Here is a 22700-nt window from a genome sequence, read left to right as displayed (position 1 = left end):
TACAATAGAAATCATATAGAAAAGGTTAAGAAACAGATGATATTATCTATTATTTCTCAAGGATTTGTCTGGGCTATTTTAGGTCTGGGGATCTTTATGACATTTAGGATTTTGAACTTTCCAGATATGACGACAGAAGGTTCCTTCCCTCTTGGGGGAGCTGTTGCTGTCACTCTGATAACGAAAGGTGTGAATCCCTTTTTAGCGACACTTGTTGCTGTTGGAGCTGGTTGTTTGGCTGGAATGGCAGCAGGACTTCTTTATACAAAAGGGAAGATTCCAACTTTGCTCTCAGGGATTTTGGTGATGACTTCTTGTCACTCTATCATGCTCTTAATTATGGGACGTGCGAATTTAGGCCTGCTTGGAACCAAGCAAATTCAGGATGTTTTGCCTTTTGATTCGGATTTGAATCAACTCTTGACAGGTCTCATCTTTGTGAGTATTGTTATTGCTCTCATGCTCTTTTTCTTGGACACCAAACTCGGACAGGCCTATATTGCTACAGGTGACAATCCTGATATGGCTAGAAGTTTCGGGATTCATACTGGACGCATGGAGCTTATGGGTTTGGTTTTATCAAATGGTGTGATTGCCCTTGCAGGTGCTCTTATTGCTCAGCAAGAAGGTTATGCCGATGTATCTCGAGGAATCGGGGTTATCGTTGTGGGACTTGCAAGTTTGATTATTGGAGAAGTTATCTTCAAGAGTTTGAGTTTGGCAGAACGTCTGGTTGCCATCGTTGTCGGGTCTATCGCTTATCAATTCTTAGTGTGGGCAGTTATTGCGCTTGGCTTTAATACAAGTTACCTTCGTTTATACAGTGCCTTGATTTTAGCAGTCTGCCTCATGATTCCAACATTTAAGCAAACCATCTTGAAAGGAGCCAAGTTAAGCAAATGACAGCAATTGTAGAATTAAAAAATGCAACCAAAATCGTTAAAAATGGCTTTGATGAAGAAAAGATTATTTTAAATGATGTTTCCTTAGAAATTTTTGAACAGGATTTTATCACGATTTTAGGTGGAAATGGTGCTGGGAAATCAACTCTCTTTAACACTATTGCAGGAACCTTGTCATTAACCAGTGGAACCATCCGTATTTTGGGTGAAGATGTTACCAAGTTTTCACCAGAGAAGCGGGCTAAGTATCTGTCTCGAGTTTTCCAAGATCCTAAGATGGGGACAGCTCCCCGTATGACAGTAGCTGAAAATCTTTTGATTGCCAAGTTTCGTGGTGAAAAGCGTGGATTGTTACCACGACGCTTGACTAGTTATAAGGATGAATTTCAAGCGACCATTGAAAAAGTAGGAAATGGTCTTGAGAAACACTTGAATACACCGATTGAGTTCTTATCAGGTGGTCAAAGACAGGCCTTGAGTCTCTTGATGGCAACCTTGAAGCGTCCTGAATTACTCTTGTTAGACGAGCATACTGCAGCCCTTGATCCAAAGACCAGTGTGGCCTTGATGGAATTGACGGATGAATTTGTCAAGAAAGATCAGCTGACAGCGCTTATGATTACCCACCATATGGAAGATGCTCTCAAATATGGCAATCGTTTAATTGTCATGAAAGAAGGACGAATTATCCAAGATTTGAACCAAGAAGAAAAAGCAAAAATGAAAATCTCTGATTATTATCAACTCTTTGAATAAAGTAGGGAAAATGAGTGAAATGGTTTACTTTTTTTCTGAAATAAAGTATACTATATAAAGTAAACTATGATAACATGGAGGTATTGTGTATGGTTGACAAACAAGTCATTGAAGAAATCAAAAACAATGCCAACATTGTGGAAGTCATAGGAGATGTGATTTCTTTACAAAAGGCAGGACGGAACTATCTAGGGCTCTGTCCTTTTCATGGTGAAAAAACACCTTCTTTCAACGTTGTAGAGGACAAGCAGTTTTACCACTGTTTTGGTTGTGGGCGCTCAGGTGATGTCTTTAAGTTCATAGAGGAGTACCAAGGGGTTCCCTTTATGGAGGCTGTCCAAATCTTAGGTCAGCGTGTTGGGATAGAGGTGGAAAAACCGCTTTATAGTGAGCAGAAGCCAGCTTCACCCCACCAAGCTCTTTATGATATGCATGAAGATGCTGCCAAATTTTACCATGCTATTCTCATGACAACGACTATGGGAGAAGAGGCCAGAAATTACCTTTATCAGCGTGGTTTGACAGATGAAGTGCTCAAACATTTTCGGATTGGTTTAGCACCTCCAGAACGCAACTATCTTTATCAACGTTTGTCTGGTCAGTATCGTGAAGAGGATTTTCTAGATTCAGGATTGTTTTATCTCTCGGATGCTAATCAATTTGTAGATACATTTCACAATCGGATCATGTTTCCCCTGACAAATGACCAGGGCAAGGTCATTGCCTTCTCAGGTCGTATCTGGCAGAAAACGGATTCACAAACTTCTAAGTATAAAAATAGCCGATCGACTGCAATTTTTAACAAAAGTTACGAATTATATCATATGGATAGGGCAAAAAAATCTTCTGGCAAAACCAGTGAGATTTACCTGATGGAAGGATTCATGGATGTCATTGCAGCCTATCGGGCTGGAATCGAAAACGCTGTGGCGTCCATGGGAACAGCCTTGAGCCGTGAGCATGTTGAGCATCTGAAAAGGTTAACCAAGAAGTTGGTTCTGGTATACGATGGCGATAAGGCTGGGCAAGCTGCGACATTGAAAGCACTGGATGAAATTGGTGATATACCTGTGCAAATTGTCAGCATGCCTGATAACTTGGATCCAGATGAGTATCTACAAAAAAATGGTCCAGAAGACTTGGCCTATCTATTAACGAAAACTCGTATTAGTCCGATTGAGTTTTACATTCACCAGTACAAACCTGAAAATAGTGAAAATTTGCAGGCTCAGATTGAGTTTATTGAAAAAATAGCTCCCTTGATTGTTCAAGAAAAATCTATTACTGCTCAAAACAGCTATATACATATTTTAGCTGACAGTCTGGCGTCCTTTGATTATGCCCAGATTGAGCAGATTGTTAATGAGAGTCGTCAGGCACAAAGGCAGAATCGCATGGAAGGTATTTCCAGACCGACGTCAATCACTATGCCTGTCACCAAGCAGTTATCAGCTATTATGAGAGCAGAGGCTCATCTACTTTATCGAATGATGGAATCTCCTCTTGTTTTGAACGATTACCGTTTAAGGGAAGACTTTGCATTTGACACACCTGAATTTCAGGTCTTATATGACTTGCTTGGCCAGTATGGAAATCTTCCTCCGGAAGTTTTAGCAGAACAGACAGATGAAGTTGAAAGAGCTTGGTACCAAGTCTTAGCTCAGGATTTGCCTGCTGAGATGTCACCTCAGGAACTTAGTGAAGTAGAAATGACTCGAAACAAGGCTCTCTTGAATCAGGACAATATGAGAATCAAAAAGAAGGTGCAGGAAGCGAGCCATGTAGGAGATACAGACACAGCCCTAGAAGAATTGGAACGTTTAATTTCCCAAAAGAGAAGAATGGAGTAATAATGGCAACAAAACAAAAAGAAGTAACAACATTTGATGTACAAGTAGCAGAATTTATCCGTAATCATAAACAAAAAGGGACAGCAACTGATGATGAAATTAATGCAAGTCTGGTGATTCCTTTTACCTTGGATGCTGATGGGATTGAAGATCTCTTGCAACGAATTCAGGATGCAGGGATTTCTATCACAGATAACGAAGGAAATCCAAGTGCGCGTGTTCTTAGCACTGAAGAAGAGCCAGAACTCAGTGATGAGGACTTGATTGGTTCAACTTCGGCTAAGGTTAATGACCCTGTCCGTATGTACTTGAAAGAAATCGGGGTCGTACCTCTCTTGACCAATGAAGAGGAAAAAGAATTGGCGCTTGCTGTTGAAGCTGGTGATATCGAAGCCAAACAACGTCTTGCGGAAGCCAACCTTCGTTTGGTTGTTTCTATTGCTAAACGCTATGTTGGTCGTGGTATGCAGTTCCTTGACTTGATTCAAGAAGGAAATATGGGCTTGATGAAGGCGGTTGACAAGTTTGATTATTCTAAAGGGTTCAAGTTTTCAACTTACGCAACTTGGTGGATTCGTCAGGCTATCACTCGTGCTATTGCGGATCAAGCTCGTACCATCCGTATCCCAGTTCACATGGTTGAAACCATCAATAAATTGGTTCGTGAACAGCGTAACCTCCTTCAAGAATTGGGACAAGATCCAACACCAGAACAAATCGCTGAACGTATGGATATGACCCCTGACAAGGTTCGTGAAATCTTGAAGATTGCCCAAGAACCGGTATCCCTTGAAACTCCAATCGGTGAAGAGGATGATAGCCACCTTGGGGACTTTATCGAAGATGAAGTGATTGAAAATCCAGTGGACTATACAACTCGTATCGTTTTGCGTGAGCAGTTGGATGAGGTCTTGGATACTCTTACAGACCGTGAAGAAAATGTTTTGCGTCTGCGTTTTGGGCTAGATGATGGTAAAATGCGTACCCTTGAAGATGTGGGTAAAGTCTTTAACGTGACTCGCGAGCGTATCCGTCAGATTGAAGCTAAAGCTTTGAGAAAACTACGCCAACCAAGTCGCAGCAAACCGCTTCGTGATTTTATTGAAGACTAAGAGTGAGGATGAATATGGCTTATACAGAAGAGCAAATTGAAAACATCAAAACACGAATTTTATCAGCCTTGGAAGAAGTTATTGACCCTGAGTTGGGAATCGATATTGTCAATCTTGGTTTGATCTATGAAATTCGTTTTGACGGTGACACAGGACAAACAGAGATTGATATGACTTTGACAACCATGGGTTGTCCTCTAGCAGACCTTTTGACAGACCAGATTTATGATGCTATGACAGAGGTTCCAGAAGTAACGGATACTGAGGTCAAATTAGTTTGGTATCCAGCCTGGACTGTTGAAAAAATGAGTCGCTATGCACGTATTGCCCTAGGCATTAAGTAAACAAATAAAAACATGTGAGAGATTATTGGAAAAGCGAGGAAATTTCCCCCTCTTTTCCTCTAGTCTCTCCTTTCTTTTGCTGATTTTATTCAAAGAAAATGATATAATAGTAGTTATGGAAAAAAAGAAATTACGCATCAATATGTTGAGTTCAAGTGAGAAAGTAGCAGGACAAGGAGTTTCAGGTGCTTACCGTGAATTAGTTCGTCTTCTTCACCGTGATGCCAAGGACCAATTGATTGTTACAGAAAATCTTCCAATAGAGGCAGATGTGACTCACTTTCATACAATTGATCTCCCCTATTATTTATCAACATTCCAGAAGAAACGATCAGGAAGGAAAATTGGCTATGTGCATTTCTTACCTGATACACTCGAGGGGAGTTTGAAAATTCCATTTTTCATAAAGGGAATTGTGAAACGCTATGTATTTTCTTTTTACAACCGGATGGAGCACTTGGTGGTGGTCAATCCTATGTTTATTGAGGATTTAGTGGCAGCTGGTATTCCACGTGAAAAAGTGACCTATATCCCTAACTTTGTCAACAAGGAAAAATGGCATCCGCTTCCACAGGAAGAGGTAGCGAGACTGCGTACAGAGCTAGGTCTTAGTGACAATCAGTTTATCGTAGTAGGTGCTGGTCAAGTTCAGAAACGCAAAGGGATTGACGATTTTATCCGTCTGGCTGAGGAATTGCCGCAAATTACCTTTATCTGGGCAGGTGGTTTCTCTTTTGGTGGTATGACAGATGGTTATGAACGCTACAAGAAAATCATGGAAAATCCCCCTAAAAATTTGATTTTTCCAGGTATTGTATCGCCAGAGCGGATGCGCGAATTGTATGCCCTAGCGGATCTTTTCTTGCTTCCTAGTTACAATGAACTCTTTCCTATGACTATCCTAGAAGCTGCCAGTTGTGAAGCTCCGATTATGTTGCGTGATTTAGATCTTTATAAGGTAATTTTGGAGGGCAATTATCGGGCGACAGCAGATAGAGAAGAGATGAAAGAAGCTATTCTGGAATATCAAGCGAATCCTGCTGCCTTAAAAGACCTCAAAGAAAAAGCTAAGAATATTTCCAGAGAGTATTCAGAAGAGCATCTGTTACAAATCTGGTTGGACTTTTATGAGAAACAAGCCGCTTTAGGGAGAAAGTAAAAAGTGAGGTAATCTATGCGAATTGGTTTATTTACAGATACCTATTTTCCTCAGGTTTCTGGTGTTGCAACCAGTATTCGAACCTTGAAAACAGAACTTGAAAAGCAAGGACATGCAGTTTTTATCTTTACGACGACGGATAAGGATGTCAATCGCTATGAAGATTGGCAAATTATCCGCATTCCAAGTGTTCCCTTTTTTGCTTTTAAGGATCGTCGCTTTGCCTACCGAGGTTTTAGCAAGGCGCTTGAAATTGCCAAACAGTATCAGCTAGATATTATCCACACTCAGACAGAATTTTCTCTTGGCTTGTTGGGGATTTGGATTGCGCGCGAATTGAAAATCCCAGTCATCCATACCTATCACACCCAGTATGAAGACTATGTGCATTATATTGCCAAGGGGATGTTGATTCGTCCTAGCATGGTCAAGTATCTGGTCAGAGGTTTCCTTCATGACGTGGATGGGGTTATTTGCCCGAGTGAGATTGTCCGTGATTTGCTATCTGACTATAAGGTCAAGGTTGAAAAACGGGTCATTCCAACTGGGATTGAATTAGCCAAGTTCGAGCGTCCGGAAATCAAGCAAGAAAATCTAAAAGAACTGCGTAGTAAATTAGGGATTCAAGATGATGAACAGATGTTACTGAGTCTTTCCAGAATTTCTTATGAAAAAAATATTCAAGCAGTATTAGCAGCTTTTGCAGAAGTTCTGAAAGAGGAAGACAAGGTTAAACTGGTTGTTGCTGGGGATGGGCCTTATCTGAATGATCTTAAAGAGCAAGCCCAGAAACTAGAGATTCGAGACTCGGTTATCTTTACAGGAATGATTGCTCCTAGTGAGACGGCTCTTTACTATAAGGCAGCAGATTTCTTCATCTCGGCCTCAACAAGTGAAACGCAGGGTTTGACATACTTGGAAAGCTTGGCCAGTGGAACGCCTGTCATTGCTCACGGAAATCCTTATCTGGACAATCTTATCAATAACAAGATGTTTGGAACTTTATATTACGGCGAGCATGATTTGGCTGGAGCTATTTTAGAAGCTCTGATTGCAACGCCAGATATGAATGAGCATATCTTATCAGCGAAATTATACGAGATTTCAGCTGAGAACTTTGGAAAACGGGTACATGAGTTTTATCTGGATGCTATTATTTCAAATAATTTCCAGAAAGATTTAGCCAAAGATGATACGGTCAGTCAGCGTATCTTTAAGACAGTTTTGTATCTTCCACAACAGGTGGTTGCTGTACCCGTAAAAGGCTCTAGACGCATGCTGAAGGCTTCAAAAACACAGTTGATCAGCATAAGAGATTATTGGAAAGACCGTGAAGAATAGAAAGAGGAAAAGCTATGAAAAAACAATTAATGAGAAGCGGTCGTGATAAAAAGATTGCTGGTGTTTGTGCCGGGGTGGCCCATTATCTAGATATGGATCCAACTATCGTTCGCGTAATATGGGGTGTCCTTGCTTGCTGTTACGGAGCTGGAATTGTAGCCTATATCATTTTATGGATAATTGCACCAGTAGCAAGCGACTATTGAAAACTAGCTAAATTCATGCTAAGATAATAGAAAATAGAATGTAACGAAGGAGATAAAAATGGCATTTGGAGATAATGGAAAACGTAAAAAAACGATGTTTGAAAAATTAACCTTGCTTATCGTACTTATCATGTTAGTAGCAAGTATTTTGGGTATTTTTGCAACTGCAATTGGTGCCCTCAGTAATCTATAAAATAGATTTAAGAAAATCTTGTGACTGGGATTTCCCAGCCCTTTTTTAAAGTGAGAAGAAAAAATGAGTATGTTTTTAGATACGGCCAAGATTAAGGTCAAGGCTGGTAATGGTGGCGATGGCATGGTTGCCTTTCGCCGTGAAAAATATGTCCCTAATGGCGGTCCTTGGGGTGGTGACGGTGGTCGTGGAGGAAATGTGGTCTTTGTTGTAGACGAAGGACTACGTACTTTGATGGATTTTCGCTACAATCGCCATTTCAAGGCTGAGTCTGGTGAAAAAGGGATGACCAAAGGAATGCATGGTCGTGGTGCTGAGGACCTTAGAGTTCGAGTACCACAAGGTACGACTGTGCGTGATGCAGAGACTGGCAAGGTCTTGACAGATTTGATTGAACACGGTCAAGAATTTATTGTTGCCCACGGAGGTCGTGGTGGACGTGGAAATATTCGCTTTGCGACACCAAAAAATCCTGCACCGGAAATCTCTGAAAATGGAGAACCAGGTCAGGAACGCGAGTTACAATTGGAACTTAAAATCCTTGCGGATGTTGGTTTAGTAGGCTTTCCATCTGTTGGGAAATCAACACTTTTAAGTGTTATCACATCTGCTAAACCAAAAATCGGTGCCTACCACTTTACCACTATTGTGCCAAATTTAGGTATGGTTCGTACCCAATCAGGTGAATCCTTTGCAGTAGCTGATTTACCAGGTTTGATTGAAGGAGCTAGTCAAGGTGTTGGTTTGGGAACCCAGTTCCTCCGTCACATCGAGCGTACACGTGTGATCCTTCATATTATTGATATGTCAGCTAGCGAAGGCCGTGATCCTTATGAGGATTATCTTGCCATCAATAAGGAGCTGGAGTCATACAATCTTCGCCTCATGGAGCGTCCACAGATTATCGTAGCCAATAAGATGGACATGCCTGAGAGTCAGGAAAATCTTGTAGAATTCAAGAAAAAATTGGCTGAAAACTACGATGAATTTGAAGAGTTACCAGCTATTTTCCCAATATCTGGTTTGACTAAGCAAGGTCTGGCTACACTTTTGGATGCGACAGCTGAATTGTTAGATAAGACACCAGAATTCTTGCTCTATGATGAGTCAGATATGGAAGAAGAAGCTTACTATGGATTTGACGAGGAAGAGAAGGCCTTTGAAATTAGTCGTGATGACGATGCGACATGGGTACTTTCTGGTGAAAAACTCATGAAACTCTTTAATATGACCAACTTTGATCGTGACGAATCAGTCATGAAATTTGCTCGCCAGCTTCGTGGTATGGGGGTTGATGAAGCCCTTCGTGCGCGTGGTGCTAAGGATGGGGACTTGGTCCGCATTGGTAAATTTGAGTTTGAATTTGTAGACTAGGAGACTGTTATGGGAGATAAACCGATATCTTTCCGAGATGCGGATGGCAATTTCGTTTCCGCCGCAGATGTTTGGAATGAAAAGAAATTGGAAGAACTGTTTAATCGTCTCAATCCAAATCGTGCCCTGAGATTGGCACGAACTAAAAAAGACAATCCATCTCAGTAAAATAGATAAAAAGATTCCGTGCCAGATTAGACACGGAATTTTTTATTCTTCAAAGAAAAATGGTGGAGCGAATTTTTTCAGTTCTTCAAAGCATTTTTGAGCAGCTTCTGCATCTTCACAGATGACAAGACAGACATCATCGCCACAGAGGGTAGCGATAGCGTCAGGAAAGCTCAAAGCATCAATGATAGAACCAAAGGATTGAGCAAGCCCAGGAAGGGTTTTTAGTAGGACTTGGTGTTGAACTGGACGCATCAAGACAAGAGCATCTTCCATATAAATTTCGAGACGTTTTTCCCATTTTGAGGTTGAACCTGCATTGAGCACGTAGTAAGAGTTGTCTTCTTCTCGTACTTTTGAAAGGTTCATACTTTTAATATCTCTCGAAAGTGTAGCTTGTGTAACTTGAATATCATTATCGGCAAGAAGAGCTTGTAGCTCAGCTTGAGTATGAATCTTGTTTTTTGTTACAAGAGCTCGTATGAGTTGGTGTCGGTGTTCAGATTTATTCATAAAATGTTACTCCTTGTACTAGATACAGAAAGCGTGGACTGAACGAGATTGTCAGTCGGGTGGTAAGCGGTATTGTCACGTATGATGATTTCAAAGTAAGTAGTATAGGACTAAACGGAGAGAATCTCCCTCTTTTAACTTGTCACTAGTTGGGTGGAGATGAATTGGCTCTCTATCCGTTTATTTACATTAGTGTCCTCTACTAACAGTAAATCACTCAATTAGGGTAGCCTTTTGTCACGACTTGTTGTGAATTTATGTCAAATGGAAATTCACAGAGATTTTCCAACATGTGGTATGGTAGCGAGTATTATAAATGATTGCACATGTTGGTTAGGGTCTTAGTATCTTTTGTCCCAAATCCAGTATTATGCATATCAAAGGTCTAGACTAGGATTGAATTTGATACCAAGTTTATGTGTAGTTTAACAGTTCAAGTGGAAATAGTTCCATCTTGAAAGTCTGATATATTAAACCTTTTGACAAGGTAGGATAAGACTAGACTGTTCAAGATCAACAGTCAGCTGGTATGCGGTATTGTCACGTATGGTGATTTCAAAGTCAGTAGTATAGAGGACTAAACGAAGAGTATCTCCTTCTTGTAACTTGTAAATAGTCGGTTGCAGTTCAAATTGCACATCCATCCATTCATCTGCAGTAATATCTTCTACTAACAGTAAATCATTTCTATTTTGTAAATTGAGATAGCCTTTTGTCACGACTCGTTGCGCATTTTCACGAAATGGCAATTCACAGAGATTTTCCAACATGTGGTAGCGACCGTTGTCAATGGTTCTAGCACTTAAAACAGCTGGATAAGGTTGTAGATATTTCTTTTGTCCAAGTTCCAGTAGTTGGGCCGATAAGAGCCCCTTATTGGTACTAGATTTAATACGAAGATTGAGCTGAGCGCGACCGTTCAGGTGGAGGTTCTTGGTCACAGGAAGGTCAATAGTAATTTGATTGGCTTTCCCTTGATAGAGGTCTGTATTAAAGGTCTGGTATGTTTTACCATAGCGCTCAAAATCCTTATCTGGGTACTGGTTTTGAATGACTTGCTCTTCTTGACCAAGTGAGAAAGTTTCTGAGCTTTCCTGATTACCAAAATCATCAAGAGTCTGCCAAGTCTGAGGAGCTGTATTGTCCTGCCAGATAACGGTCGGAAGTTGGAAATTTGTATCTTGTCCCAATAATTTCTTAGTCAGTAAGGCGTTCATAGATTCACGGAAGTCAATGGACTGCCAGTTGTTCATATAAACATGGGCACCATTATGGAAAAAGAGATGCTTATTGATATGAGCTGGAAGAGCATGGAACATCTGGTAAACATGAAGTGGTTTGACATTCCAATCCTGTGAACCGTGGGTAAAGACAACCTCAGCCTTTACTTTATGGGCATTGAGCAGATAATTGCGGTCATGCCAAAACTGATTGTAATCGCCAGTCTTGCGATCCAGTTGCACTTTTACTTTTTCTAAGTCAGCTTGGTGAGCTTCGTTACCACGGATATAGTCGCCAGCCAAGAGATTACGAGAGTAGGTTAGTTCAGCAAGAGAGTCAAAGTCCTCACCTGGATAACCACCTGGGCTAGTGACCAGACCGTTTTCACGGTAGTAGTTGTACCATGAAGAAATGCCAGCCTCGGCAATGATGACTTCTAAACCATCGACACCTGTAGTCGCAAGACCATTGGACATGGTACCAAGATAGGAAAGTCCAGTTGTGGACACTTTTCCGTTTGACCAGTCAGCCTTGACTTGACGCTGGCGCGTGTGATCAGTAAAGGCACGGCAACGACCATTGAGCCAATCGATAACATTTTTATAAGCCTCGATTTGCTGATAATCCCCGTTAGTCATGAAACCAGTAGAGTCTTTGGTACCAACACCTGAAACATATAGATTAGCAAAACCACGTGGAAGGAAGTAGTCGTTGAGACTATAGCTAGCGTTGATGTGAGTTAGCTTTTCCTCAGCTTCTGACACAAGCTCAGCTTGACCTTGAGCTTGGACGAGATTTAGTTGAGGTTCTTCTAGCTCAATCTTGTGAGTAGGTTTGACTTCGAGTTCGCCCTCCATCTTGTAGAGAGCCTTGTCGCTAGCTTTATCATTGGTTCCCTGATGATAAGGGCTCGCAGTCATGATAGCAGGGATTTGCCCGTCATAACGAGGACGAATAATGCTGACCTTGACTAGATCTGGTAGACCTTTTTGGTCAGTATCGACACGAGACTCAACGTAAACGACTTCTCGAATGACATCATGGCTAGAAAAAGTAGCCAAACTCTTGCCGTTAAAGTAGTGATAGTCATTATCCTCAGGAATAAGACCGTCACTGACAAGTTGGTCGATAAGAGTGTTCCCCTTTTTGGTGCGAGTATTGAGTAACTGATAGAGATTTTCAATCAAATCACCGTATACGATGGGAAAACCAGTTTCTTTACGGAAAACATCACTATTTTCAAAGTCAACCAAATAAGAAAAGCCTAAAAGTTGAAAAGCTACAGTATAGAAAATATCTGCAGTCAACTCTTTATCTGATTGAAAAAATGTCAGTAAGTCAGTTTCTTTATCAACTGCCAAACAGGATAGAGGATAGGTGCTATCTTTAAAATTAAAAAAGAAACGAATAAGAAACGCCTCAAGCATTTTTTTATTTGTAATGTTGACTGGTAAATCAAATCCATACTTTTTTAATTCAAAGATAATTGTATCTCTAGATAGCGCTAAATAGCTGAATTGATTAAAACGCATAGAACCTCCAGTGAAATTATACTTTAATTTATTATATCAAAAAAATAGCGAAAAACCAAGATTAATCTTTCTGTAGAAAGATATTTACCATTATATATTACAACGGTTTAATTTTTAAAAACGAAAGAAAATTCCATTATCAAATGATATAGAAAATGTTCAAATTCGTTGAAATGAAGACGATTGCATGGTATAATATATTGTATGTAATTGTAAATTTTTGTTACATGAAAAATATAGGAAGTGAACATTATGTATAAATCAAAAAGACAAAAAAATAAATCTTTTGATTGGTATGGCTTGAGTCAACGTTTCTCTATTCGTAAGTATCATTTTGGTGCTGCGAGTGTTCTGTTGGGGACAGCCTTGATTTTGGGTGTAGCCCAAACGACTGCCAAAGCAGAAGAAACAGCTGCTGAAAATAAAACAGAAGCTGTTGCATCTGCTCCAAAAGATGATAAGGCAAGTGAGAATGCCGTAAATGTGACGACACCAGCTCTTTCTGCTACGACGAAAGCGGCTGTAGTAGAAAAGCCAACCTTGAGTGATGAGGAAGTTGCAAAATTAGCTGCTGAAGCATCTAAGAAAGATGATAAAGCATCTGAAACAGCTACAACTGAAAAAACAGAAGTAGCTGAAAAAGAAAAAGCAACACTGACTGCTCCTTCTACTGACAAAAAAGCTGAAAAAGCAGTTGATGAAAAAGCTGATAAAAAGTACGAAAAGAAAGCAGAAAACCCAATCACTGCTACTAAAACTGTCCTTGAACAGTTGACATCTGAAGCAGAAGTATTGAACACAAGTGCCTCAAACTTTGCGAATAAAAAAGCAGAAGATAAAGCTGGAAAAGAAGCAATCGCAACTGCAGTAGCTTCAGCTAAAGTTCAAATCGAAGCTTCTAAGAAAGCTCTTGCGGCGGGAGAAATCACCAAGGAAGAATTGGATGCCCAACTCCAACGCATCTCATCTGCTATCGAAGCAGTCTATGCTGAGATGAAACGTGCAGGACACGTAGGTAAAGTTGAAGCTGTGTTGGCGGATGGAGCAGGTTCTACAGTAGCTATTGCTAATCCTATTAACAAAGTTGTTGTTAACAATGTTGGCGATATTACCGAAGAAGAAGCGCGTGCCATTGAAAAAGAAATCCGTACTGCAAATCCATCCTTGACAGCTGAAGATAAAATCGAAGTTAAACGAAAAGGTAATACAGGTGCAGCTGTAGCAACTGTAACATTGGCTAATGGTAAGGTAGCTCAAAATGGTAATAAAACATATGATTTTGCTATTGGTGATGTAGCTTATGGTTCAGCTGGTGAGAAAAACTATAGTCAACTTCGTGAAGCAATCAACTGGTTTGACTTTGCTACTGCGTCTATTACATATGCTGATGGAACAAAAGTAGGGGCTGTTGAATATGTTGATAATCCGGCTATGGTTGATTTCACCAGCTCTAAAGGACGTCAAGAACGTGGACGTTTTACAATGGTTCGTACAGTTCTTGAATCTACAACTCATCCTGAGTTAGTAGGTAAGAAGACAAATGATCCTGCATTTTTAGCGTCTGGATTAGCTAAATATACATTGTGGAAAACATATGATGATGTAAAAAAAGAAGTACAAAATAATCAATCTAGTGGACGAGGAAATAATGAGATATTTGAGGTGCTTCAAGAAGGTATGCGTTTTGATGTACCAACTAAGGTAAAAGGTTATACATTAAGTGCTACAGTAAGTTCCCTTTCTCGTAAAAAAGTTTCCACAGAAACATATACTCTAAATAAAGCTAATGGTGAACCTGAAAATATCAACAGAAGTCCTGTTGATGGTGTTGTTCAACGTGAAGACGTCATTGTAACAAGACAGGATCCAAACTGGAGTCATTTACGATTAGCAGGATTTGAAACTAAATATGAAGATTCAAATGGGGTAACTCGTGAACGATTAACTGCCTTTGCTCCAGCTTATGATGGTGGTAACGTTGGGGTTAAGTTCCAATTATCAGCAACATATAATGGACGCCCAGTCGCGGTTAATGCCATTGCAGCTGACTCGGAAGACTTGAGTGTGGCTGAGTTCACTCAATTCGAGTCTGATGGTACACCGTGGGAAGAGTTCATGCGTTTGAATAAAAACAAAACAAACTCTAAAGGTTTATTCCCTAATAGAAATGTTAACGCTAACTTTTCAAGCACTTTTGATAGAAAAACAAATGCAAAGTTATCAACGGGTTACAATCTTTCTGAATGGGCGAATAAAACAGAAACAGGTTATGGAAGTCAATTATTTGGACCATTTGACTCAGGTATTAATAATGGATACGATCTTCCAATAGGTTTATCTCAAAATGTTGAAAATTTAGGTGTTTACATTAATGCCAATGGTAGCCAATCTGCGACAGTCGGATTCGTAATCTATGACGGTGGAGATGCACCAGCTTCTTACGGTTCTGCACAACATATCATCGGTAACTTTAATAAAGAAAAAGATGGAAAACAAGTAACTGCGACACAGCCATATTTAGGAGATGTTCCTGCAGATTCAGACTTCCGTACAACAATTGCTGAGCCAAATGGAGCATGGGTACTAGATGACTTAGTTAACTCAGAAGATTATAAAGAAATCAGTCTTGTTAGTGGTACAACTCAAGTTACAAACTCTAAAGGTCAATCAGGAACATACTTATTAGATGGTAAAAACCCTGTAATTCGTATGGCTGATGGAACGCAAGTAGCGATTAAAAATGGTGAAATTCTATCAACAGCTAATACATTACAAGGTGGAGATGGTTTACCAATTAAAGGGTTATATAACCAAGCAACACGTGGACTTGGTGTAGGTAACTTACCTGATGAAGGTGAAGGACAACTTCTTGACCCAGCAGTAGCAACTAAATACACATTACGTCATGCAAGTGAGAATGAATATGTCTTAAAAGGTGTCAAAGTTAACCGTGGTGTGAATAATGATGTAGCTTATGTTCGGGGGTGGGTTGACTTTAACGGAAATGGTAAATTCGACCTTTATGAATCATCTGAATTAGTAACAGCTAACGCTGATGGAACATATGATATTACATTCAAAAACACACCGCAATTATTAAATACATCAGTAGATAATCTTGGAGTTCGTTTACGTATTTCTGTAGATAAGAATGACTTAAGGCTGCCTACAGGATTAGCATCTTCAGGGGAAGTGGAAGATTTCGTTGCAAACGTTATTCACCAACCTCGAGGAACACGTCATGAAACAAAAGATTATCAAGGGAAAAAACAAGAAGTGAATTTCCCAACTAATGCTATGTTTACTGCAAGTGGTAAAACAATTGAATCTAACTATAAACAATGGGCACAAATTGATAATAATACAGCGCCTAAGATGGTGTTAAATGATACAGTTGTAAAATCTGAAGAACCAACAGGTAAAACTGTTGAGGTGAAAGACAAACTAAGCCAAACAATTTACAATGGTACTGAGGTAGTCGTTAAAGATGCGAGAGGAAATACTCTTGGTACGGCTGTTAAAGTATTGAATAAATTAACAGGTAAAACAGAATACTACCTATCTGAATATACAGAATATGATACAGCAGGAAACAAAGCTGGGGTTTATAAACTAAATGAAGATTCTGCGGAAAACAAAAATTCTAAACAAGGTAGTTTGAGTTTTACAAAAATCACTTTTGAACCAGAAAAAGGATTTGTAGGTACAGCTAAAGGGGTAGCTATCCGTGCGTGGGATAATAATGGAAGTCACACTGGATGGGAAGCTACAGAAGATACAATTAGAGAATCTTTGACAAGTACGACTTTAGCAGAAAAAGATAAGGTATTAGAAAATGTAAACAATGGAAATAACGGTGCCAAGTCTATGGATACAAGTTATATTCCAACTGTTATTGACGTTCGTCCAGTAGGAGAAGATACGACTACAGAAGACGTTCAAGGAAAACCACAATCATCTAATCCTTCAATTCCGACAAAAGGAACAGTTGAAACTATCACAAATGAATCTGTAGAAACTTCTAAACGAGTTGATATTTTAAATACAAGTGAGAAACCAACTTTTGCAACTAGAAAAGAAATTCCAGGGAAACTATATACAGAAGATACAACTGTCGACAAGGAAACAACTCTTACACTAACAGATGGAACAACAGTCACGTATAAACCATCAGATAAAATTCCAGCAGGAACTAAGTTAGGCAATGTTTCATCACCAGTTGCCGTTAATGGTACAGGGAATGTAACTGTAAGTAATGCAAGATTTACAACAGGATCAGTGCCAGCAGGTTCGGTATTAGAAGGAGCTTTACCAACAGCAACAGAGGACACGACAGTAATCCGTAATGGGGCTAATGTGGTTGTACCAGCAGGAAGTAAATTACAAGTAGGAGATGAACTTGTTACACCGCTTAAAATAAAAAGTGGAGCTCAAATTACAACATGGAAAACTACTTTTACTAAAGGAGATACGATTCCAGCAGGAACTCAAACAAGATTTGAAGGAACTCTTGTGAATGAAACTTCTGCAGATCAATTAGTTCCTAAAGGCGAAAGTATTACAATCAATGGAACTACCTATACTGCTAATAATGATGTGATTCCAAAAGGAACTCGTACAGCTTCTACTTATGAAGATTTAATGAATGTTACTCTTCCAGATGCAGTTCATATTGATCCAGAGACTGGTGCAGTTGAGACAGTGCATCGTCGTTATACTAAAGTAACTGACACAGAAATTGTAATCGAAAATGAAGGTACTTACACATTAAATCAAGATACTGGTGAAATCACATTCACTCCACATCCTAAATTTGTAGGGAAAGGAACTGGAGTAACAAAACAACAACCAGACTTTGACTATAACAATAAAGTAGATGGAGACCCTGTGACTAGTCAGTATGGTACAGACTATGGTAAAGCAACGTATACACCAATTGTTAACCCTCAGTCCAAAGCATCTATTACTCGTACAATTCATTATGTATACGAAAATGCTAACGACAATCCATCAAGTCAAGATTCTTATAAAGACAATGATCCAATCGTAGCTATCGATAACACACCAGTTACTCGTACACAAACGATTGACTATACTCGTGATTACAAGATCTTCTCTGAAGCGGGTGCAACTGCTACAGAGTTAGTAACTTCAAACCAAGTTACAGATGCAACAGGGCATGTTTATAAAGTTGGAGATACAATTCCAGCGGGAACACAGTTCAACCAAGGTTCAATTATCATCGGTAAATGGACAGCTTCAAGTGATCAAAATTCTAAATTTAAAGAAATTATCTCACCAATAGTAAAAGGTTACACAGCTGAAGTAGTAACAGCTGATTTCACTCCTCGTGCTGACGGTAAGATGGGTCATATCCACAATGGTAAACAACCTGTAGGATTATATACTCCAGTAGTTGATAATAATAAAGACGTTGGAGCATATGAACCATTAGTATCAGAAGTTCGTGCGGATAACAAAGACGACTTCGATATGTATGTTGTTTACAAAGCTGATACTCAAAAAGCTAAAGTAACATATATTGACTTAGATGCAACAGGTGATGATCGTATTCTTGAAGTACAAAATGCTAATCCAGCTCCTGCAACAGGTGCAGATGCGAAAACAACTTACAGTGTTACAACACTTCAAGGTAAATCACATACAGCTATTCCTTATACAACAGCTGAAACAATTAAGAAATATGAAGACCTTGGATATGAATTAGTAACAGATGACTATACAAATAATACTCAAGGTACAGCTATTGAGGGTGGACGTAAGTTTGATGATGATAAAGAAGTAGATCAAGCATTCAATGTTTACCTACGTCACAAGAAAGTTACTCGTAAAATTAAAGATACTCAAGAAGTAACACGTACAATCGAGTACAAATATGCAAGTACAGATGATGTACCAGCAGATAAACGTGGAACAACGGCTGCACCGACAGTAACTGAGACACTTCACTTTGAACGTGACCGTACAATCGATTACACATTAGCTGCGAAAGAATATCCAACAGAATACGCTACTTATAAAGCAGTATTAGATAAGAGCGGATATGATTCTCCTGAAGAATACAAAGCTCGTGTAGTTTACTACGACCACATCACAAACAAAGCAATCGCAGCAGATGCAACAGATGCTCAAAAATCAATCGTTACATTTGGACCATGGACTCCAGTAGGCGGAACATCTAACGATGCAATTACCTTATCTGATGCAGAAAAAGCTAAAGACGATAAATTCAACCTTGTTAACTCTCCAGAAGTCACTGGATATGTACCAGATAACGCTACTGTAGAAGCGACTGCAGCAATCGATGCAGAAGCAGATGACTACAAGATTACAGTTCTTTATACTCCAGTAGACCAAAAAGCTGTAGTTAAATTTGTAGAAGTAGATCCTACTAATACAGATAAAGTCATTACTCCAGGTCTGGCAGATCCAATCTCAGTAACAGGTAAATCAGAAGCAACTTACCCAGCTACAACAGCAACTTCAGTAACAGATAAAATTGCTGAATTAGTTAAGAAAGGTTACGAACTAGTTGATAATGGATTCAAATCAACTGATAAGTTCGATAAAGATGCTGCAGTTGATCAAGAATATGTGGTGAAATTCAAGGCTAAAGTAGTAGATATTCCATCATTTGATCCAACTAAACCAGCAAGCAATGAAAATCCAAAACCAACTCCAGGTGTAACTCCAATCGATCCAAATAATCCAGATGGACCAAAATGGACTGAGGCATTAATCAACGCTGTAAAAGTACAAGAAGAAGTAACACGTACAATTAAGTATGTATACGAAGATGGTACTCCAGTAGCAGAATCTGATTTAACAAGTGTAGCTGATAAGAAAGTTAAAACACTTAAATTCACTCGTTCTGGTAAGATTAATGTAGCGACAGGAGAAATCACATACGGAGATTGGTCAGCTGATCAAACATTCGAAGCAGTAACTTCTCCAACACTTGAGAAATACACTGCGGCAGTTGCAGGTGTAACACCAACAGTTGCAGATGTGCCAGCGAAAACTGTAGTGGCTACAGAAAAAGACTTTGAAGAGACAGTAATTTACTCTACAAAACCAACAACTGTAGACCCTAACAAACCAACAGATCCAACTAATCCAAATGTTACTCCTCAACCTGATGATGTAGTTCCTAACGATCCAAAAGGACGTACGTACAGAGAACTAGGTTTAGTTGAAGAAGTAACACACACAGTACACTACAAACTTGAAGACGGTTCAGATGCAGGTATCGCTGATAATGTACAAACATTAACATTTACACGTACTGCAGAGGTGGATCCAGTAACTGGAGCAATCTCTAACTACGGTACATGGAAAGCTAAAGGTGGAGACACAACAATCGATGCTGTAACAACACCAAATAAAGATGGATATGTAGCTTCAGCGAAAACATCTACAGAACGTACAAATGTAGCAGCTACGGATAAAGATAGTGAAGAAACAATTATCTACCGTAAACTTGGTTCATATGTACCAGTAGTACCAGAAGGTATCACACCTCCTGCAGATGCTGACTTAAATCCAAAACCATATCCAAATGCAACTCCAGCTGACCCTACAAAACCAGGAACACCTACTGAAACTCCAGTAGTACCATACATCCCTGGAACAACACCAGTAGGACCAAATGGAAAACCATTAACACCGAAAGATCCTAACGATCCAACTAAAGGATATGAAGTACCAGGCTTACCAACAGATCCAACAGAAAACACTACAATTACCTATGTTAAAGATGGATCACAAGTAGCTGTTGTTCACTTCATTGAAGTAAATAGTGAAACGGATAAGACTGAAAAAGGTGCAGTAGCAGAATCAGTAGTAGATACTGGTGATACAGGAAAAGCATTTACTAAAGTTGCTGATGTAACAGCAACAATTGAGGCACTTAAAGCTAAAGGTTACACAGTTGTAGAAAACAACTACCCAACAGATGGTACATTCGATGCAGATTCTAAGACTAACCAAGTATACAAAGTCCTAGTAACTGCTAAGCCGATTACTGTAAATCCAAATGATCCAACTCCAACTAAAGATCAACCAATTGATCCAAATAATCCAACAGGACCAAAATGGACTCCAGAGTTAATCAAAGAGTTAGAAGATGGACGTAAAGAGGAAGTTAAACGTACAATCAAGTATGTTTACGCAGATGGATCAAAAGCTGCTGATTCAGTTCAAGAAACTAAAGAGTTCAAACGTTCAGCAACAATCAACCCAGTAACTGGTAAGATTACATTCGGAGACTGGTCACCGGCTCAAACATTTGAAGCTGTAACTTCACCAAAAGTTACAAACTTTACTCCAGATAAAGAGACTGTACCAGCATCAGAAGTAACAGCAACTGCTGAAGACATCAATGAAACAGTAATCTATACTACAAAACCAACGAATGTTGATCCAAGCAAACCAGTTGATCCAAACACACCAGATGTTACTCCAAAACCTGAAGATAAAGTACCAAACGATCCAAAAGGACGTACTTACAAAGAATTAGGATTAATCGAAGAAGTAACTCACACAGTTCACTACAAACTAGCTGATGGATCAGATGCGGGTATCCCTGATAATGTACAAACATTAACATTTACACGTACTGCTGACCTAGATCCAGTAACTGGAGCAGTTTCTAACTTCTCTGACTGGAAAGCTAAAGGCGATGACACAACAATCGATGCTATAACAACACCAAACAAACCTGGATATGTAGCTTCAGCTGCGACATCTACAGCTCGTGAAAATGTTCAAGCTACTGATAAAGATAGTGAAGAAACAATTATCTACCGTAAACTTGGTTCATATGTACCGGTAATTCCAGAAGGAGTAACACCTCCAGCAGGAACTGACCTAACACCAAAACCATATGAAACTCCAACTAAAGAAGATCCTACAAAACCAGGAACACCTACTGAAACTCCAGTAGTACCATACATCCCTGGAACAACACCTGTAGGACCAGACGGTAAACCATTAACACCGAAAGATCCTAACGATCCAACGAAAGGATATGAAGTACCGAAAGTACCAGAAGATCCAACTCAAAACACTACAATCACGTATGTTAAAGATGGTTCTCAAGTTGCTCTAGTTCACTTCATTAAAGCTGATGGAACTGCAGTTCATGTATCAGTTGCAGAAGCAGGAGACACAGGTAAAGCAATTAAGACAACAAACATCGATAACGTTAAAGCTGAATTAGAAGCTAAAGGTTACGAAGTAATTGCTCCAACTGATGCAGCCTACACTACAGATCGTGTAGCATTCTACGCTGAATCGAACCGTACATTTGATGATAAAGATGACAAAGGTAATGATGGAATTAGCCAAGTTTACTACGTAATCGTTAAAGAAGGAATCACTCCAATCGATCCAGATAAACCGCTAGATCCAAATACACCGGACGTAACTCCAAAACCAGGAGACAAAGTACCTGGAGATCCAAAACAACGTACTTACGAACAACTAGGATTACTAGATGAAGTAAATCGTACAATCAACTACAGATATGCGAATACTGATAAAGTAGAAGAAGCTAAACGTGGTCAAGAAGCTGCAGCTACTGTAGAACAAAAACTTCGTTACTCTCGTAAAGGTGACCTAAACAAAGTAACAGGTGAAATCACTTATACTTCTGACTGGACTGCACCACAAACATTAGCTGAAGTAACATCACCAGTAATCGAAGGCTATGTTGCAGATATTAAAGCTGCTGAAAAAGTAGATAACGTAGCTCACGATGCAGCTGATTCAGTAGTAAACGTAGTTTACTCACCACTTGGAAAATATGTACCAAAAGTACCAGAAGGATTCGAAGTTCCAAATATTGATAAACCTCAATATCCAAACGATCCAACAGATCCAACGAAACCAGGAACACCAACGATACCGATTCCTTACGTTCCAGGAACAACTCCAAAAGATCCAAATGGAAACCCACTGAAACCAGTAGATCCAAACGATCCAAGTAAAGGATATGTTCCACCAACN

Annotated in this window: 13 protein-coding genes and 1 pseudogene; 12 read left to right on the top strand and 2 right to left on the bottom strand. The window is 39.5% G+C overall.

Going from position 1 to position 22700, the window contains the following annotated elements:
- The first annotated feature begins 36 nt into the window (after window positions 1-36).
- The 11 genes from D7D54_RS03025 to D7D54_RS09370 all read left to right on the top strand — a co-directional run bounded on the left by D7D54_RS03025 (window position 37) and on the right by D7D54_RS09370 (window position 9405).
- A complete protein-coding gene (locus D7D54_RS03025) occupies window positions 37-903 on the top strand; it encodes an ABC transporter permease (RefSeq protein WP_084951382.1) in 867 nt (288 codons plus the stop codon).
- Complete coding sequence (locus D7D54_RS03020) at window positions 900-1658, top strand: ABC transporter ATP-binding protein (RefSeq protein ID WP_084951385.1); 759 nt, start codon at window positions 900-902, stop codon at window positions 1656-1658. Before D7D54_RS03025 ends, D7D54_RS03020 begins: the two co-directional genes overlap by 4 nt.
- A gap of 89 nt (window positions 1659-1747) precedes the next feature.
- A complete protein-coding gene (gene dnaG / locus D7D54_RS03015; protein WP_120718797.1) occupies window positions 1748-3508 on the top strand; it encodes a DNA primase in 1761 nt (586 codons plus the stop codon).
- A 2-nt stretch (window positions 3509-3510) separates the two neighbouring features.
- On the top strand, window positions 3511-4620 hold the full coding sequence (gene rpoD, locus D7D54_RS03010) for an RNA polymerase sigma factor RpoD (RefSeq protein WP_000201903.1): 1110 nt from the start codon (window positions 3511-3513) through the stop codon (window positions 4618-4620).
- A 14-nt stretch (window positions 4621-4634) separates the two neighbouring features.
- Window positions 4635-4964 (top strand): metal-sulfur cluster assembly factor, encoded by a 330-nt coding sequence (locus tag D7D54_RS03005; RefSeq protein ID WP_000331925.1) that lies wholly within the window; start codon window positions 4635-4637, stop codon window positions 4962-4964.
- 115 nt (window positions 4965-5079) lie between these two features.
- Window positions 5080-6123 carry an alpha-galactosylglucosyldiacylglycerol synthase gene (cpoA, locus tag D7D54_RS03000; RefSeq protein WP_004254610.1) on the top strand — a complete coding sequence of 348 codons (1044 nt, stop codon included), beginning with the start codon at window positions 5080-5082 and terminating at the stop codon, window positions 6121-6123.
- 15 nt (window positions 6124-6138) lie between these two features.
- A complete protein-coding gene (locus D7D54_RS02995; RefSeq protein WP_020901798.1) occupies window positions 6139-7464 on the top strand; it encodes a glycosyltransferase family 4 protein in 1326 nt (441 codons plus the stop codon).
- A 29-nt stretch (window positions 7465-7493) separates the two neighbouring features.
- Window positions 7494-7670, top strand: coding sequence for a PspC domain-containing protein (locus D7D54_RS02990; protein ID WP_031237635.1), 177 nt, complete (start codon window positions 7494-7496; stop codon window positions 7668-7670).
- Window positions 7671-7728: 58 nt separating this feature from the next.
- Window positions 7729-7863, top strand: a complete 135-nt coding sequence (locus tag D7D54_RS02985) for a DUF4044 domain-containing protein (protein WP_000863852.1) — start codon at window positions 7729-7731, stop codon at window positions 7861-7863.
- Window positions 7864-7926: 63 nt separating this feature from the next.
- Window positions 7927-9237: a GTPase ObgE gene (obgE, locus tag D7D54_RS02980; protein ID WP_042899739.1), complete on the top strand. Its 1311-nt coding sequence runs from the start codon at window positions 7927-7929 to the stop codon at window positions 9235-9237.
- Window positions 9238-9246: 9 nt separating this feature from the next.
- On the top strand, window positions 9247-9405 hold the full coding sequence (locus tag D7D54_RS09370; protein ID WP_007284777.1) for a hypothetical protein: 159 nt from the start codon (window positions 9247-9249) through the stop codon (window positions 9403-9405).
- Window positions 9406-9447: 42 nt separating this feature from the next.
- Here the strand turns inward: D7D54_RS09370 and D7D54_RS02970 are convergent, their stop codons facing one another.
- Both D7D54_RS02970 and D7D54_RS02965 read right to left on the bottom strand, forming a co-directional pair.
- Window positions 9448-9918, bottom strand: a complete 471-nt coding sequence (locus tag D7D54_RS02970) for an arginine repressor (RefSeq protein WP_020901801.1) — start codon at window positions 9916-9918, stop codon at window positions 9448-9450.
- A 470-nt stretch (window positions 9919-10388) separates the two neighbouring features.
- Window positions 10389-12671, bottom strand: coding sequence for a Xaa-Pro dipeptidyl-peptidase (locus D7D54_RS02965; RefSeq protein WP_020901802.1), 2283 nt, complete (start codon window positions 12669-12671; stop codon window positions 10389-10391).
- Window positions 12672-12923: 252 nt separating this feature from the next.
- Here D7D54_RS02965 and D7D54_RS02960 point away from each other — a divergent pair.
- Window positions 12924-22699, top strand: a pseudogene (locus tag D7D54_RS02960) (mucin-binding protein); the annotation flags it as partial.
- Window position 22700: the final 1 nt, after the last annotated feature.

Origin of the sequence: Streptococcus chosunensis (assembly GCF_003626515.1) — a bacterium.
GTDB lineage: Bacteria > Bacillota > Bacilli > Lactobacillales > Streptococcaceae > Streptococcus > Streptococcus chosunensis.
Note: the sequence above shows the minus strand (reverse complement) of the source record. Positions and strands in the feature narration are given on the sequence as shown.

Bases quoted from the DNA above. Each gene is read 5' to 3' on its own strand.
- D7D54_RS03025 (WP_084951382.1), top strand. From the start codon at position 37: ATGATATTATCTATTATTTCTCAAGGATTTGTCTGGGCTATTTTAGGT.
- D7D54_RS03020 (WP_084951385.1), top strand. From the start codon at position 900: ATGACAGCAATTGTAGAATTAAAAAATGCAACCAAAATCGTTAAAAAT.
- dnaG (WP_120718797.1), top strand. From the start codon at position 1,748: ATGGTTGACAAACAAGTCATTGAAGAAATCAAAAACAATGCCAACATT.
- rpoD (WP_000201903.1), top strand. From the start codon at position 3,511: ATGGCAACAAAACAAAAAGAAGTAACAACATTTGATGTACAAGTAGCA.
- D7D54_RS03005 (WP_000331925.1), top strand. From the start codon at position 4,635: ATGGCTTATACAGAAGAGCAAATTGAAAACATCAAAACACGAATTTTA.
- cpoA (WP_004254610.1), top strand. From the start codon at position 5,080: ATGGAAAAAAAGAAATTACGCATCAATATGTTGAGTTCAAGTGAGAAA.
- D7D54_RS02995 (WP_020901798.1), top strand. From the start codon at position 6,139: ATGCGAATTGGTTTATTTACAGATACCTATTTTCCTCAGGTTTCTGGT.
- D7D54_RS02990 (WP_031237635.1), top strand. From the start codon at position 7,494: ATGAGAAGCGGTCGTGATAAAAAGATTGCTGGTGTTTGTGCCGGGGTG.
- D7D54_RS02985 (WP_000863852.1), top strand. From the start codon at position 7,729: ATGGCATTTGGAGATAATGGAAAACGTAAAAAAACGATGTTTGAAAAA.
- obgE (WP_042899739.1), top strand. From the start codon at position 7,927: ATGAGTATGTTTTTAGATACGGCCAAGATTAAGGTCAAGGCTGGTAAT.
- D7D54_RS09370 (WP_007284777.1), top strand. From the start codon at position 9,247: ATGGGAGATAAACCGATATCTTTCCGAGATGCGGATGGCAATTTCGTT.
- D7D54_RS02970 (WP_020901801.1), bottom strand. From the start codon at position 9,918: ATGAATAAATCTGAACACCGACACCAACTCATACGAGCTCTTGTAACA.
- D7D54_RS02965 (WP_020901802.1), bottom strand. From the start codon at position 12,671: ATGCGTTTTAATCAATTCAGCTATTTAGCGCTATCTAGAGATACAATT.